The organism is Lactobacillus taiwanensis DSM 21401 (assembly GCF_001436695.1).
In the GTDB taxonomy this organism is placed as follows: domain Bacteria; phylum Bacillota; class Bacilli; order Lactobacillales; family Lactobacillaceae; genus Lactobacillus; species Lactobacillus taiwanensis.
Map to the genome: position 1 here is coordinate 99267 of NZ_AYZG01000007.1, position 14802 is coordinate 114068.

Annotated in this window: 15 protein-coding genes; 7 read left to right on the forward strand and 8 right to left on the reverse strand. The window is 33.4% G+C overall.

Features of this window, described 5'->3' with window-relative positions:
- Positions 1-142: 142 nt before the first annotated feature.
- Positions 143-1138, forward strand: a complete 996-nt coding sequence (locus FD18_RS02310; RefSeq protein ID WP_057718359.1) for a substrate-binding domain-containing protein — start codon at positions 143-145, stop codon at positions 1136-1138.
- 88 nt (positions 1139-1226) lie between these two features.
- Here the strand turns inward: FD18_RS02310 and FD18_RS09705 are convergent, their stop codons facing one another.
- From FD18_RS09705 to FD18_RS02335, 6 genes are all read right to left on the reverse strand, one after another.
- On the reverse strand, positions 1227-1874 hold the full coding sequence (locus FD18_RS09705) for an ATP-binding cassette domain-containing protein (RefSeq protein ID WP_235499854.1): 648 nt from the start codon (positions 1872-1874) through the stop codon (positions 1227-1229).
- A gap of 132 nt (positions 1875-2006) precedes the next feature.
- Positions 2007-2267, reverse strand: a complete 261-nt coding sequence (locus FD18_RS10015) for a hypothetical protein (protein ID WP_338141083.1) — start codon at positions 2265-2267, stop codon at positions 2007-2009.
- A 58-nt stretch (positions 2268-2325) separates the two neighbouring features.
- Complete coding sequence (locus FD18_RS10020) at positions 2326-2844, reverse strand: ABC transporter ATP-binding protein (protein ID WP_162257025.1); 519 nt, start codon at positions 2842-2844, stop codon at positions 2326-2328.
- A 152-nt stretch (positions 2845-2996) separates the two neighbouring features.
- Positions 2997-5810 carry a transglycosylase domain-containing protein gene (locus FD18_RS02325; RefSeq protein WP_057718360.1) on the reverse strand — a complete coding sequence of 938 codons (2814 nt, stop codon included), beginning with the start codon at positions 5808-5810 and terminating at the stop codon, positions 2997-2999.
- A gap of 101 nt (positions 5811-5911) precedes the next feature.
- Positions 5912-7309, reverse strand: coding sequence for a dipeptidase PepV (gene pepV / locus FD18_RS02330; protein WP_057718361.1), 1398 nt, complete (start codon positions 7307-7309; stop codon positions 5912-5914).
- Positions 7310-7328: 19 nt separating this feature from the next.
- On the reverse strand, positions 7329-8711 hold the full coding sequence (locus FD18_RS02335; protein ID WP_057718362.1) for a glycerophosphodiester phosphodiesterase: 1383 nt from the start codon (positions 8709-8711) through the stop codon (positions 7329-7331).
- A gap of 99 nt (positions 8712-8810) precedes the next feature.
- Here FD18_RS02335 and FD18_RS02340 point away from each other — a divergent pair, with 99 nt between their 5' ends.
- From FD18_RS02340 to FD18_RS02360, 5 genes are read left to right on the forward strand one after another with little or no spacing between them, the layout of a single operon-like run.
- A complete protein-coding gene (locus FD18_RS02340) occupies positions 8811-9137 on the forward strand; it encodes a hypothetical protein (protein ID WP_057718363.1) in 327 nt (108 codons plus the stop codon).
- A 17-nt stretch (positions 9138-9154) separates the two neighbouring features.
- Complete coding sequence (locus FD18_RS02345) at positions 9155-10543, forward strand: bifunctional metallophosphatase/5'-nucleotidase (protein ID WP_057718364.1); 1389 nt, start codon at positions 9155-9157, stop codon at positions 10541-10543.
- Positions 10533-11078, forward strand: a complete 546-nt coding sequence (locus FD18_RS02350; RefSeq protein ID WP_057718365.1) for a YutD family protein — start codon at positions 10533-10535, stop codon at positions 11076-11078. The genes FD18_RS02345 and FD18_RS02350 overlap by 11 nt, the downstream gene beginning before the upstream one ends.
- Before the next feature lie 2 nt (positions 11079-11080).
- Positions 11081-11863 (forward strand): TIGR01457 family HAD-type hydrolase, encoded by a 783-nt coding sequence (locus tag FD18_RS02355; RefSeq protein WP_057718366.1) that lies wholly within the window; start codon positions 11081-11083, stop codon positions 11861-11863.
- Positions 11860-12468 carry a TIGR01906 family membrane protein gene (locus FD18_RS02360; RefSeq protein WP_057718367.1) on the forward strand — a complete coding sequence of 203 codons (609 nt, stop codon included), beginning with the start codon at positions 11860-11862 and terminating at the stop codon, positions 12466-12468. The genes FD18_RS02355 and FD18_RS02360 overlap by 4 nt, the downstream gene beginning before the upstream one ends.
- A 7-nt stretch (positions 12469-12475) precedes the next feature.
- On the opposite strand, the gene FD18_RS02365 is transcribed toward FD18_RS02360, so the two are convergent.
- Positions 12476-13126: a VTT domain-containing protein gene (locus FD18_RS02365; protein ID WP_057718368.1), complete on the reverse strand. Its 651-nt coding sequence runs from the start codon at positions 13124-13126 to the stop codon at positions 12476-12478.
- 26 nt (positions 13127-13152) lie between these two features.
- On the reverse strand, positions 13153-14109 hold the full coding sequence (locus FD18_RS02370; protein WP_057718369.1) for an NAD(P)/FAD-dependent oxidoreductase: 957 nt from the start codon (positions 14107-14109) through the stop codon (positions 13153-13155).
- Positions 14110-14204: 95 nt separating this feature from the next.
- On the opposite strand from FD18_RS02370, the gene FD18_RS02375 reads away from it, so the two are divergent.
- Positions 14205-14570, forward strand: coding sequence for a CvfD/Ygs/GSP13 family RNA-binding post-transcriptional regulator (locus FD18_RS02375; protein WP_057718370.1), 366 nt, complete (start codon positions 14205-14207; stop codon positions 14568-14570).
- The last annotated feature ends 232 nt before the right edge of the window (positions 14571-14802 follow it).

Here is a 14802-nt window from a genome sequence, read left to right on the forward strand (position 1 = left end):
ATTTTAACTCCTTTTTTAATATATACTGGGAGTATACCATATAATATGGTAAAGTAATGAGTTTTTAGTCGTAAACGGTTGCAATGTGTTGCTATTCTTGATAAGTTATAAAAGAGTGTTTTTACAGGAGTGTGAGAAATTTATGCAAAAGCAAGAAGTAACTATTTATGATGTTGCTCGTGAAGCAAAAGTTTCTATGGCTACTGTTTCAAGAGTAGTAAATGGAAATAATAATGTACGTAAAGAAACACGTGAAAAGGTATTAGCTGTCATTGATCGCCTGCATTATCAACCTAATGCAGTTGCTCAAGGACTGGCTTCAAAGAGAACTACAACAGTTGGCTTAATTATGCCAGATTTGACAAATATGCACTTTGCAGAATTATCTAAAGGAATTGACGATATTGCTACAATGTACAAGTACAATATCTTACTTTCCAGTGTTGGTAATACTTTGTTAAATGAGGATCAAGTAATCCAAAACTTACTTAATAAGCAAGTTGATGGTGTAATTTACATGTCAAACTTAATGGGTGAAAAGGCGCAAGAAATCTTCGAGCGTACTAATACACCGGTTGTTTTAGCTGGCACTGCTGATGCTAACCAAGACTTTCCAAGTGTAACAATTGATTATAAGGCTGCTGAAAAAGAAGCTTTAGGTTTGTTATTGAAGAATGGTAAGAAGAACCTTGCTTTAGTTGTTGGTGACGGAAAAGCTTATGTTAACAAAGATAACCGTTTCGTTGCTTATAAAGACTTTATGGAAGAACATAAGTTAAAGAATGTTCATATCTACGAAGATGCTAGAACCTATGAAGATGGTTATAATCTATTTGATAAAATTAAGACAGATAAAGTAGATGGAATTATTGCAACACGTGATGTGGTAGCTGCTGGTATAGTTAATGCTGCTTCTGCTGCCGGTGTGAAGATTCCAGAAGATTTAGAAATTATTTCTGCTGCATCAACTAATGTTGCTAAAATTGTTCGTCCTCAATTAACTACTGTTCAACAACCACTTTATGATATCGGTGCTGTTGCAATGAGAATGTTAACTAAGTTGATGAATGATGAAGAGCTAGATGATGCTCATGTCATCTTGCCATATACTTTGAAGAAGTCTGCTTCTACTAAGTAGATAAGTTAATATTAAAAATAAAAAAGTACTGTTACTCTTCGGTTGAAAAACCGTTGATGTTAACAGTACTTTTTTAGTAGTAGTGAGTTTAAATATTTTCACTGGTCGTGTTTTTTATTTTATTTAAGTTGATCACTTCGTTAGCTAATTGTTCAATTTCGTTTCTTAAGTGGTGGGTTACCATAATCACAGTTTTATCCTGTTTAGTCAAGATCAAACGCTCAAGCTGTATACTTGAAGCTTTATCTAATGCAGACGTTGCCTCGTCTAATAGGTAAATTGGAGTGTCACGTAATATTTCTCTAGCAAATGCGATACGTTGTTTTTGTCCGCCAGATAATTGTTTTCCTTGATCATCTAAAACTGTATCAATTCCTTTAGGTAGTGTAGCAATTAAATCTTCTAGACCGCACTCTTTGATTACTTTATTAATTTTCTGAGTTGATATCTCTTTTCCTAGGGTTAAATTCCATTTTAGGGATGCTGAAAAAATATATGGATCTTGCTGTAAATAAGAAATCTTTTGATGTAGGTCATGATCTGAAATTTGATCATAACGCATATTACCAAGATTAATTTCTCCTTGATAGTTTCTTAGTAAACCACCAATTAAATTTAAAATTGTGGATTTTCCAGCTGCAGAATCTCCCGTTAAGATATATTTATTTTGCAATAGAAAGTCTAAATTCAAATTATGAAAGATTGGTTCATCATTTTTAGCATAATGATGAACCAATCTTTAAGCCAAGTTTTCCTAGTTGCCAATTAGAAATTGAATGAGGCTCACTTTGTTTGTTAGAGATAGATTTGAACTTTTCCATTATTGATTTTATAGACTTAAATTCCTGCCAGTTAAAGCTAATACCACTTAATTCAGCAAAAATTGTGCACCACTAATAGTTCCTACTGGAGTGAGATGATGTAAAATGAGCCAACCCGTTTGTCCTAAAATAATAACTTGGCTAATAAATGCTAAACCATTAGTTATTGCTTGAGTTATTCCAGCAGTTTTACTGTAATTTAATGTATGCTTTTTTACATCGTCTGAAGAACCATCGATTTTTTTAACAATGGTCTGAGGAAGATTGGCTAAAAAGAGGGTATTGAAGCCATTTAATATATCATTAATTGTGTTAACTAATCGTTCGTTAGCATGAGTCTATTCTAATGATCGTTTAGCTAGGATTTTAGAAAACATGTTTGGCACGATTCCCCATAATAACTGTTAAGACAACAACAGTTACTACCAAACTTATATTGAAATATGCTAGGGTGAGCATCCCAAAAACAATCTCACTAATTTGTCTGACAATCATTAAAAAGTCAGTGATTCCGAAATTATTAATCGTAGTAATATCATTAGTTAACCAAGAACTGTATGTGGCTACAGTTTGTTTATGAAAAGTAGCATAGTTTGCCTTGGATAAGTCTGTTGCAATACTATTTCTGATTAGTTTGTCTACATTTTGAGATAAACGCATTTGTTCTACATTAACAAGACAATTAACAATAGCATAAATAATATAGGCTCCACCCATTATTGCAACCCACATAAAGAATTCAGCTGCGCGTAATTTAGCAACCGCACTCAATGCATTCGCGCTAGAAATACCTGCTAGTGTTAAAAATCCAGCATTAACAATTATAAGAAATACTACTAATAGAAATTCCCATTTTAACTTTTTAAAATATTTCAGTAATTCCATACCTTCTCCTTTAATTAAAATTTATTTAAATATTAATACTTTAATTAACTATTTTCAATACAAATTTTAATAAAATGACAATTTTCACAAATAAAAAACTGATAATCAAATTAATGATTATCAGTTTTGATACTTTAAAATAATAATTTTAACTATAGAGTAGTAGGACCATTGTCCACGGCAGCAGCATCGCCTGCTGTTGGTTCAGTACTACTGTTTGCATTAATAGAGACAGATTCATCGGAACTAATATTTGAATTAATTTCATTAGTTGAATTACTGTTTTCTGAACTAGTATTTTGAGAAGGAGATTCGGTCGCTGTATTCCGTCTGGTTGACGATGAAGAAGAATTATTATTTCCTCCTTGTCCGCCACTACTACGAGCTTGTCTATCATTTGCTCCAACGTTTCTATTAGTTGAAGATGATGAGTTGTTATTTGATTCACGGTAGACTTCATGGTTCTTACCATAATAGTTACGTGCATCTTCAGATGTTGAGCCATTCGCTACAGCAAAGAGACTATTGATATTTTTCTTCTTAGAAATAGTCTTACCAGTGTAGATTAAGACCTTACCGTAGTCATTGTCTTTTCCTTCTAAGTGATCATAGAAGAGATTGTAGTCGGCAGTTGAACCACCAATACCAAACTTAGCAGTTGCAGCTGGAGCTGGAGAAAGACTTAATGCAGTTGTCTTTTTACCGGTTAGGTCGATGTTATCGCCATCAAAACTAACTGTTCCTGGTAATGTTCCAGTTTGTTTCAAAACTCTATTCTTATAAACAGAGCTTGGAGAACTTGGAGAATCATAGAGCTTAAAGATTGTAGGGTCTTCTTTATATAAGGCATTTGCAATATTTGCCCAGAGGTTTAGATTGGTTTCACTAGAATTAGAATCTAGGTTGTAGGAGTGACCATAGAAGTTATCATATCCCATCCAACTAGAAATCGTAATTCCTGGAGTAGAGCCATTAAACCAAATATCGCGGTAGTCGTTACTAGTTCCAGTTTTACCGATTAAGTTTTTATAGTTGAACTTTAAAGTACCAGTTAAACTTGAAGCAGTACCCTTGGTTACTACCTGGTGAAGCATTTTCTGCATAATGTAGGAAGTACCAGTAGAGAATACTTTTTGTGAATTTTGCTTATGTTTGTAAATTACTCTACCAGATGGGTCTTGAATTTCATCAATGTAGTAAGGATCTGCACGTTTGCCATTGTTGTAGAAGTTAGAAAAGGCACTTGCATTATCAGCTACAGAGAAGCCATAGTCTGTACCACCAAGAGCTAGGCCTAAGTTTTCAAATTCACTTTTGCTAAGGTTTAAGCCAAGCTTCTTCATATCTTGACGTAGATTAATATTCTTATCGTTTACAAGCTTACTGTATAGGTTTACAGCTGGTAAGTTGTAGGACTTACTTAATGCTTCTTGAGCAGATATAAATCTATTTTCAACAGTAGAATTATAGTCGGTTGGAATATAGTTTCCAAAGCGAGTAGGGAAGTCAGCAAGTGCAGTTTGACTAGAAATAAGTTTATGTTCAACTGCAGGCCCATAAACTAGGTATGGCTTGATGGACGAACCAGGTGAGCGATAAGTATCAAAGGCGTGGTTAATTTGAGAATTCTTGAAATCAACGCCACCGCTGAAGGCTAAAACTTTGCCTGTTGCGTTATCAATTACGACACTACCATTTTCTACATGTTCCGTTGTATTAACCCACTTGTTAGTATCTGAATCAAAGTCACGTGAAGTTTTATCTTGACCATATTTATTTTGTTTAACTACACGTTGCATAGTTTGGTAAAGAGGCTTTCTAATTGTAGTTTTAATATGATAGCCCTTTTGATGCAATAATTCGCTAGCATTAGTTAAGTACTGGTTATAACGATTAGTGTCTTGTTTCACGTCAGAAACTTTTAGACCATCCTGCTCAATTAATTGTTCTACTAAAAGATTGGTACTCTTATTCATAACGAGGTTGTACAGATAACCGCTTTGTTTCTTTTGTTTTGGTGCCTTTTCAGGTTTAAGGAAGTCTGCTCGTAGATCATATTTTTTAGCCGCAAGATAGTCTTTTTTACTAATATCACCATTTCTGTACATACGGAAAAGCACGATATCTTTTCTACGCATAGCTAAGTCGAGATCTTTTTTGACTTTTCCGTTTAAGCGATAGGGAGTATAAACAGAGGGACTTTGCGGTAAACCGGCGATAAAGGCAGCTTGAGGTAAGTTAAGTTCAGAAATGGACTTGCCAAAGATACCTTCAGCTGCAGTCTTGATACCTACAATGTTTTCACCACGATTATTTTTACCATAAGGAGCAGCATTTAAGTATGCACGTAAAATGTCCTCTTTAGAGAAGTATTTTTCGATCTTATGTGCATAGAACATTTCAGTAACTTTTCTGTGCCAAGTTGTCTGACTAGTTAAAAATTGCATTTTAACTAATTGCTGAGTTAAAGTTGACCCACCAGTCTGTACCCCGACGCCGGTTAATTCAGAAAGAACAGCCCTAACTAAGGATTTAGGTAATACGCCTTTATGGATGTAAAAGTTCTCATCTTCAGTTGCTGTAACAGCATTCTTAACTAATGGAGTTATTTCGTTTTTACTAGCTTTTTTAGTAACAGTATCAGGTTGTACTGTAGCTATTTTCTTGCCGCCAGCGTAATAAAGGGTAGCTGAATTTTGAGCGTGATTTATTTGATGATTTAATTCGCTAACTGTTGGAATAGATTGGTTACGGACAATTCCAAGAGCATATCCTCCACCAAAACCAATTAGTAAAAATAAGCCGAAAAAGGCAATTAAAATCAAATAGTGGAAAACGCGACGCAAAGTCAAATAAATTATGCCACTATAGAACTTCCATTGACTTTCGTCTGATTCGCTTTGTAGTTTTTTTATTTCCGGCCCTGCAGTCAGGAATTTTCTGATTTTTTCTTTTAAATTTTTCACAGATCAGGATCCTTTGTTAATTACTTTACTTTCCACCTATTATAGCAAAAAAAGGACTAGCTTTGATGCTGTCCTTTTTACGAATTCATTAATATTTTTAATTACTTAGTTAATTCATAGATTGCTTCGGCGTAAATAGCAATTGAATTGATCAAATCATCAACTTTCATATATTCATTTGGTTGGTGCATAACAAGTGGGGCACCTTCTGGTTGAGCACCAAAAGCTACACCATGTTTAAATAAACGGCCGTATGTACCACCGCCAATAATAACTTCGTGACCTTTCTTACCAGTTTGCTTTTCATAAACTGAAAGAAGGGTCTTAACGATTGGATCGTCTTCAGGAACGTAGTGAGGAGCTTCTGCTGAACCTTCAACTCTAGCGTCTAAGATGTCACCAAATTTTTCGTTAATGTTTTTGACCATTTCTTCTGGTTCAATACCTTGTGGGTAGCGAACATTGTTTAGTAGGTATGCATTTTGACCTTCAAAGTTAAACATACTTGGTGAGCTAGTTAAATCGCCCATTAAATCATCGTGGTGGAAGATGCCTAATTTCTTACCATTAAAGTCTTTGTGTTCAACAGTTGCAAGAAAATGTAAGAAATTCTTTGCTTGACCGTCAAAACTTAGGCTATCAAGGAAGAGTGCAAGGTAAGTAGCAGCATTTCTACCAGTTTCTGGAGCTGAAGCGTGAGCACCATGACCAGTTAAAGTTAATGATAGACGACCACTAAGCATTTCTGCCTTTCCTTCAAGTTTATGTTCTTTAAGGAATAGGTCAAATTTTTCTTTAATACCGTCAATGTCGCCTTCAAGTTGAGCATGAGCAGTTTGAGGGATAACATTAGTAGCAATACCTGATTGGAATGTCCAAAGCTTAACGTTACCTTGGCTTGGATCAAATTTGAAGTCAAGCTTTAAGGTAACAATACCTTGTTCACCGTTGATAATTGGAAATTCTGCATCAGGTGAAAAGGCAATGTCAGGAGCTGGTTGATGCTTCAAGTAGTAATCAATTCCTACCCAATTAGTTTCTTCATTAGTTCCAAGGACAAAATCAATTTTCTTTTTAGGCTTAAATCCATGTTCCTTTAAGATAAGCATTCCGTAATAAGCAGCTAATGATGGACCTTTATCATCAGCGCTACCACGACCATAAATTTTTCCATCTTTAATAGTCATCTTAAATGGATCAGTCTTCCAGCCTTCGCCAGCAGGAACAACATCCATATGTCCAATAATACCTACACGCTTGTCACCGGCACCCATGTTAATTCGACCTGCATAGTTATCAAAATTTTCAGTGTCGAAACCATCACGTTTAGCAAAAGATAAAAACTTCTTCATTGCTTTAACTGGGCCAGGACCAACTGGATATTCTTTGCTAGTATTGTTTAAATCTTCAGAAGAATCAATTGCGATCAATTCTTTTAAATCGTTTAAAATAGCATCCTTTTTTTCTTGAGCTAATTTCTTATAATCTAGTTCTTCCATAAATGTACTCCTTTAATTTTTATCTCTGATTAAATATTACAGCATTTACATCAGAATAAGTCGACCAAAAACTTTTAATTGGAACTTTTTCTACGGGTAAGTAAGGAAACAGGGCGACATTTGTTTGACGATAGGCGGGATCAAGTCGCTTATAGTTCTTGTAGGCAAATGATTTTTTGTCAAATAAGCCATAGTACAGAATCTTTGATGACTTAATCCAGCCATTATCAGTCAAAAGCCATAATTCCTTAACACCTCCACTTACACCCAAAATTCGATACTGCTTTCGTGGTAAAAGCTGACCTTTTTTACCAGATTGCTTATCAGGTTTATTATAAGTGAAAATTGGATTTTGAGTAGGATTAATAATACTTAAATTCCAATAAGGTAAAATCCACTCAGGTTGTAAGTCTAAACTAACTAAGTCTGCAGGTACAAATTCTTTATCACCAATTTGATAGAATGTTTGCTCAGAAGTAATAACAGCTGAAGAAACATGAACTGGTTCTAAGAATTTGAGCTCTTTTGAAGTTTTGACGCTTAGATATGGATTTTCACTAATAGTAATTGGAAGACGACCAAAGTACATCCCATCTTTGTTGACGTCATATTTCTTAGTACCACTTTTGGCTAGTTTATACTTGTATCCTAGGGCTGGGAAGTTAGTTACAACAGCATCAATGTCATTATTAATTAGCCAATTCCAGAGTCTGGGTGATTCATTCATTTCTGCCCAGACAAAAACTTTTTGATGCAAGGCATGAAGTTGATTAATAAGTTTAGGATTTTGAGTAATTAGATCAGAGGAGATATTAATACCGTTGACATAACTCAATACCTCAAAGTTAATTCTTTTTAATGATCCTACAATAAAAATTCTTGGAACATCTGGTAAAAGTTCATTCATAGTTTTTAGACTAGAAGCAGAAAAACTGTGAATCATAACTCGATCTTGCATATGATATTTTTTGATACTTGCGGCAAGGAGCTCTTCCATATTTTTAGGGCTGTTATGTTTGGTCTTTTTTGTTTCAATAAGAAACTTAGTCTTAGGTTTATCTTTATAGTAGTTAAATAACTGATCTAAGGAGATAATTGATTCACCATTAGCTTGTTTTAAGGTGTTTAAATAGGAGAAATTGTTTTGTGATACAATAACCGATGATCCAACAACTCGGCTTAAGTCGCGATCATGAGAAACAACTAAAGTATTATCTTTAGAAACGTGCAGGTCTAGTTCTACATAGTCCGCTCCATCGTCAAAAGCTGAGTCATCACTTTGAATGGTTTCTTCAGGATATTTGCTAGGATTGCCGCGATGTCCAATAACCAGAAATCCCGATTCAAAAATAAAAATCAAACTAAAAAAAAGGGCTAAAAAAGAAAGCCTGCTTGTTTTCATGTGTACACCTCTATTCTTTTTAACAATAGCATGGATGTGTACTTTTTTCTATAATTAATATAGTAGTTAATAATCATTTTAAGAAAGTAGATGCTAAAGATGGCTTATGAGCAATTAGATTTAATCGAAGAAGTTACTCGAAATGATGGATCTAAATACTATGAAATTTCAAATATTGATCAAAATGGAATTGCTGAACTGGCCGTAGACCGAGGATTAATAAAGAAAGTGCGGATACTTCAGCTGAATTTGGCTAGAACTAAGGCTCTTCAATTATACGAAGAATATATTAATGAAACTTATCAACTAGAAACCTTAACTAATGAAGATGACTGGAAGGATCCACAATGGGTAGAATGGGATAAGCCAAAAGGAAAAGTTTTAGATGCTTTTAAAGCTGTATTAAAAGCCAATCATATTGGTTAGAAAGAAAAAGGTAGAGTATGGAAAAACTACGTATTGTTCATACAAATGATCTACATTCTCATTTCGAACAATTTCCTAAAATAAAAAGATATTTACACCAAGCACAAAATGATAAAAGTGTCGATCAAACTTTTACTTTTGATGCTGGAGATTTTATGGATCGCTCTCATCCCTTGTCAGACGCAACGGAGGGAGAAGTAAATATCGAATTAATGAATGAATTTAATTATGATGCAATTACTATTGGAAATAATGAAGGAATTTCTAATTCGCATGCTGTATTAGAAAAATTATTTGATAATGCGAATTTTCCAGTTATTTTGGCAAATTTACGTGAAGAAGACGAAAGTATGCCTAAATGGTGCACTCCATATAAGATTTTTAAAACTAAAAAGAATACTAGAATTGCAGTTGTAGGACTAACGGCTGCTTATCCAATGACTTATGGCCCAAACCATTGGCATATAAAATTGATTTCTAATGCTTTAGATGATTTGCTTCCTAAAATAAAAGGTGAATATGACATGTTAATAGTAGTTAGTCATATTGGGTTAAGAGTAGATAAATATATAGCACATAATTATCCAGAAGTAGATTTAATTGTTGGTGGACATAGTCATGATTATTTACCAAAAGGTGAAAAAGTAAATCATACTTGGATTACGCAAACAGGTAAATGGGGACAGCATATTGGCGATATTAGCATTGAATTAAATGATGATCATCAAGTAGTATCAATCAAGCCTAATACTGTTTCTACAGAAGATTTACCAACTTTAGCTTCTGATAAAAAGCAAATCTTGGCTTGGCGTCAAAAAGGTGAGGAAATGCTAAATGCCCGTCAAGTTGCTGATTTACCGGCTAAATTTAATAATGATAAAATGGCAGCCATTCAGGTTTCACTTGATGCAATTAGTGATTTTGCTGGAACTGATGTCGCAGTTTTAAATAGTGGCTTATTTTTAAAACCATTTCACCAAGGAATTTTGACTGAGGCAGACTTACAAGCATCTTTACCTCATCCAATGCATGTAGTTCAAACTAAATTATTTGGAAAAGATGTTTGGCGGATGGTTATGGAAATGGAAAAGAATCGGCATTTTTTAAGTAAATTTGCTCTTAAAGGGATGAGTTTTAGAGGAAAAATATTTGGTGATCTCGTATATAAGGGGATTCAAGTAGATCATGAGAGTAGGACTGTTTACATTAACGGAAAAGAGATTGATCCTGAAAAAGAATATACCTTAGCTTTACTTGATCATTATGTTTTGATTCCATTTTTCCCTACAATTTCAATTATGGGGAAGAATAAATTTTTATTTCCTAATTATTTAAGGACTGTAATTGGAAATTATTTGAAAAGGAAATATCCAATAAGCAATAGAGAGAAAAATAATGGAGTATAAAGAAGAAAATAAAGAATCAACGCTTTATCATCCTTTAGCTCATGTAATTATTAATGAAGATTTTGTAATGATTAACGGGCGAAAGTATGAAATTATAGCTAATATAAAAGATGCGCTAGATATTGATATGCTAAAAGAAAAGTACGATCCGTACCTTGATCAATATGATTATTTGGTTGGAGACGTATCAAGTGAGCATTTAAGATTAAAAGGATTTTATGATGAAAATGATCGGGTTGCAATAGATAAAAAAGCCAATGCAATTGTTGATTATTTAGAAGAATATTGTAATCCTGGCAGCGCGTATTTTGTTTTACGATTGGCTCAAGAAAATAAAATAAAGAAAGTCGCTTTTGGTAGACAAAATAAGAGAAAGAATATATCCAATAATCGTTATCGTAGCAAATGTCCATATTTTAAAGAAAATCGCGTGCATAAGACAATAATTGGTGGTCATAAAACAGCTGTAAAATATCAACGTGGAAGTGGACAACATAAAAATAAAGGCTTTGTAATTAAGAAGAGAAAGGGCTAATTGTGGAACATAAAGATTATAAATGTTACTTAATAGATTTAGATGGAACAATTTATCGCGGAAGCGATACCATTGAAAGTGGTGTTAGATTTATTCACCGCTTGCAAGAGAAAAATATTCCACATTTATTTTTAACTAATAATTCAACTCGTACACCGCAAATGGTAGTTGATAAACTTCGTGGACATGGAGTTAATACTGATATTTATCATATTTATACGCCGGTTTTGGCAACTGAATCGTTTTTGCTTGCACAAAATCCTGATGCTGCTAAAATTCCAGTTTACATTATTGGTCAGATTGGACTAGTTCAAGGATTACTTAAAAATGAGCGTTTTTATTATGATGATCGTAATCCTAAATATGTAATTGTTGGAATGGATACTGACTTAACCTATCATAAAATTCGTGTTGCAACTCGTTCAATTCGAGGTGGTGCAACTTTTATTGGGACAAATGCTGATAAGAATTTACCTTCTGGGGATGAATTATTACCTGGAAATGGCGCACTTTGTACAATGATTGAAGTTGCTACCGGAGTTAAACCAACTTATATTGGAAAACCATCTTCAATTATTGTATCGAGTGCTCTAAAAATGTTAAATGCTCAAAGCCAAGATGCTATTTTAGTTGGAGATAACTATGATACTGATATAATGGCTGGGATTAATTGCGGGATTGATTCATTATTAACAATGACTGGAGTTACTACTAAAGAGCAGCTTGATGAAAAAGATAAACAACCAACTTATGTAGTTGAAAATCTAGATGAGTGGGAACTATGAAAAGAAAACCAATCGTTGCAATTATTTATAACTTTTTGAGGGCGTTAGCTACGGCTACTTTAGGCGCATTAGTTTTGAGCTGGCCACTTTTAGCAGTTTTTGTGAAAGTTCAAAAAACAAATGTGTTAGTAAAAACTTCAATTGGAACAGTAATGAAAAACTATACTCAATTGTTAGATTACTTATTATCGCCTTTTAAAGAAAAGCTCCGCATGTCTGATTTTCCAACTTCAGCCAGTGCAGCACGTCATTTTTATGAATGTAAATTACTGTTTGAATTAGCGATAATTGTTTTTATAATTGGGTTAGTTATTCTTATTTTCTTAAAAATGAGAAAGCGATTTAATTATATTTACCTTTCAAGAACAACTGCTTTGATTTTTATGATTTTACCAGTAATTGTTTTACCTTTTGCTTTAATGAATTTTGATGAATTCTTTATTTCATTTCATCACTTATTATTTAATAATAATGACTGGTTATTTAATCCAACAACTGATCCGATTATCAATGTCTTAACAGAAGAATTCTTTGCTGGTTGTTTTGCAATTGGTGGAATAATCTATGAATTATATTTTTCTTGTTTTATTTTGGCAAAAAAATAAAGGAGCTTTAACGAAGCTCCTTTTTTAATACCATCTTTTTCTTTAACCAGATAATTAAGACCGGCAGTACTGAAATTAAAATGATTGCGATTACGATCAATGAAAAATGTTCTTGGACAACTGGGATATTTCCAAAGAAAAATCCAAGAGCAGAGAATAAGGTTACCCAGAGAAAACCACCGATGAAGTTATAGATAATGAAGGTTCTATAATGCATCTTACTTGCACCGGATACGAATGGAACAAATGTACGAATAAATGGAATGAATCTACCAATTACAATTGTGATACCGCCGTGTCGATCAAAGAAGTTTTCTGCAGCTTTTCGCTTGTCTTGATTAATCAATTTATTAAACCAGCTGTGTTTTGCTCCTTCGGCTTGTGACCAATGACCAATTTCATAGTTAATTGTGTCGCCTAAAACAGCAGCAGCAATAAAGACTAGATAGCAGACCCAGAAATGGAGATTATATTTTGGGGTTGCGGCCATGGCACAGCAAGCAAAGATAAGTGAATCTCCCGGTAAAAATGGAAAAATAACTAAACCTGTTTCAATGAAGATAATTGCAAATAAGATTAAATAGGTCCAGTTGCCAAACATATTTACAATGGTAACTAAGTGGTCATCAATATGTAGAATAAAATCAATAAGTCCCATAAATATAAATTTTTTCCTTTCAAAAATTAGATACTAGTAGAATGAAAAATCATTGTTTTCTCTGGAAATAGGTTTTGCATAATGCTGCTAATTGCAATTTGTGCTTCACCAAAACCTAAAGCAATCATTGGTACTCTTCCAGGATAAGTGATTGCATCACCAACTGCGTAAACATTTGGAAGATTTGTATGCATCTGCTGTGAAACAGAGATTAGATTATTTTCTAGTTTAATACCCCATTTACGCAACTGGCGATTATCACTCTTAAATCCATATGCAACTAAAATTTCATCAATATCTTTAGTAATAAATTCATCACTATTACCAACCTTATGCAAAACCAATTCCATTTTATTATCAATTAAGTGAAGATCCTTTGGAAGGTAAGGCGTTAAAAGTTCAACATTTTTTAAACTTTTAAGTTTAGTAACTGAGCTTTCAAGTCCACGAAATTCATTTCTACGATGTATTAGAAATACATCTGACGTAGTTGATAATTCTAAGGCCCAGTCAAGTGCTGAATCGCCTCCGCCTAGAATTGCGACTTTTTTATTAGCAAAAACTTCGGGATGTTGCATTGAATAATGAATATGTGATTTTTCATTAGCATTTATAGCTAAAGGGAGAGTCTTAGGTTTAAAAGCACCAAGACCAGTAGCAATTAGTAAACTCTTAACCTGGTATGCATTGTCAATTAAGATACTATTATCGTCTGAAAATGAGATATTTTTTACTTTGTGAGAAAGTAAAAAGTTAGTTTTAGTATTTTGCTTAAGTAGATTAGATACCAGTTTTTTCCCCTTAATAGAAGAAAAGGCAGGTACATCTTTAATTTCTTTTTGAGGATAAAGCATATTGATTTGTCCACCGACTTCGTCTAAAGCGTCAAAAGAAATTGTTTTTAAACCATGTAAATTAGCAAAGGAAGCAGCAAAAAGTCCAATGGGACCAGCTCCGATGATTGCTAGATCATATTTTTCCATTAAAAACTCCTCCATCAAAATTAATCATAGAAGTCATGTCTTTAGCGTTAATTAAAAAGACAGTTATAATTAATATTAGTAAGGGATGAGATAGTATGCAAGTTAAAATTGGTGACATAGTTGAAGGAAAGATTAGTGGGATACGGCAGTATGGGATATTTGTGAGATTAGATAGTAAGAGAGAGGGTTTAATACACATTTCTGAAATTCATGGAGGTTACGTAAAAGATATAGGAAGAGAATATCAAGTTGGAGAAACTATAAAGGTGCAAGTGCTAGATATCGATCCTTATTCTAATCAAATTAGTTTATCTAGACGTGCAGTTTTGCCAGAAGTAAAGGAAGCAAGAAAAAAGAGAGTGCATTTTTGGACCTCTAAACGTGTAAAAAATGGATTTTCTCCATTAAAAGAAGTATTAAATAATCAGATTAAAGAAGCTAAAGAAAGATATTCAATTTAGAAAAAATAAAAAGAGATGAAGGCTGTGTTAAGTAAATATGCTTAACGCAGTTTTCTATATATCCGAATTTTAATTATAGATAGTAGGCTTAAACAAAAAATATTAAGGATAAAACCAGATAATAATAGATAAATAAATAATTAATATTCGAGAATGCATTTTTTCTTAAAAAACTTGTTGACGAAAAGTAAAAAAGCCTGTAAAGTAATACATGCTGTTTGAGGCAAGCGAA

Excerpts from the sequence above, each read along its gene's own strand:
- FD18_RS10020 (WP_162257025.1), bottom strand. The coding sequence starts at position 2,844 with ATGGAATTACTGAAATATTTTAAAAAGTTAAAATGGGAATTTCTATTA.
- FD18_RS02365 (WP_057718368.1), bottom strand. The coding sequence starts at position 13,126 with ATGGGACTTATTGATTTTATTCTACATATTGATGACCACTTAGTTACC.
- FD18_RS02340 (WP_057718363.1), top strand. The coding sequence starts at position 8,811 with ATGGCTTATGAGCAATTAGATTTAATCGAAGAAGTTACTCGAAATGAT.
- FD18_RS02310 (WP_057718359.1), top strand. The coding sequence starts at position 143 with ATGCAAAAGCAAGAAGTAACTATTTATGATGTTGCTCGTGAAGCAAAA.
- pepV (WP_057718361.1), bottom strand. The coding sequence starts at position 7,309 with ATGGAAGAACTAGATTATAAGAAATTAGCTCAAGAAAAAAAGGATGCT.
- FD18_RS02335 (WP_057718362.1), bottom strand. The coding sequence starts at position 8,711 with ATGAAAACAAGCAGGCTTTCTTTTTTAGCCCTTTTTTTTAGTTTGATT.
- FD18_RS02360 (WP_057718367.1), top strand. The coding sequence starts at position 11,860 with ATGAAAAGAAAACCAATCGTTGCAATTATTTATAACTTTTTGAGGGCG.
- FD18_RS02345 (WP_057718364.1), top strand. The coding sequence starts at position 9,155 with ATGGAAAAACTACGTATTGTTCATACAAATGATCTACATTCTCATTTC.
- FD18_RS02370 (WP_057718369.1), bottom strand. The coding sequence starts at position 14,109 with ATGGAAAAATATGATCTAGCAATCATCGGAGCTGGTCCCATTGGACTT.
- FD18_RS02375 (WP_057718370.1), top strand. The coding sequence starts at position 14,205 with ATGCAAGTTAAAATTGGTGACATAGTTGAAGGAAAGATTAGTGGGATA.
- FD18_RS02350 (WP_057718365.1), top strand. The coding sequence starts at position 10,533 with ATGGAGTATAAAGAAGAAAATAAAGAATCAACGCTTTATCATCCTTTA.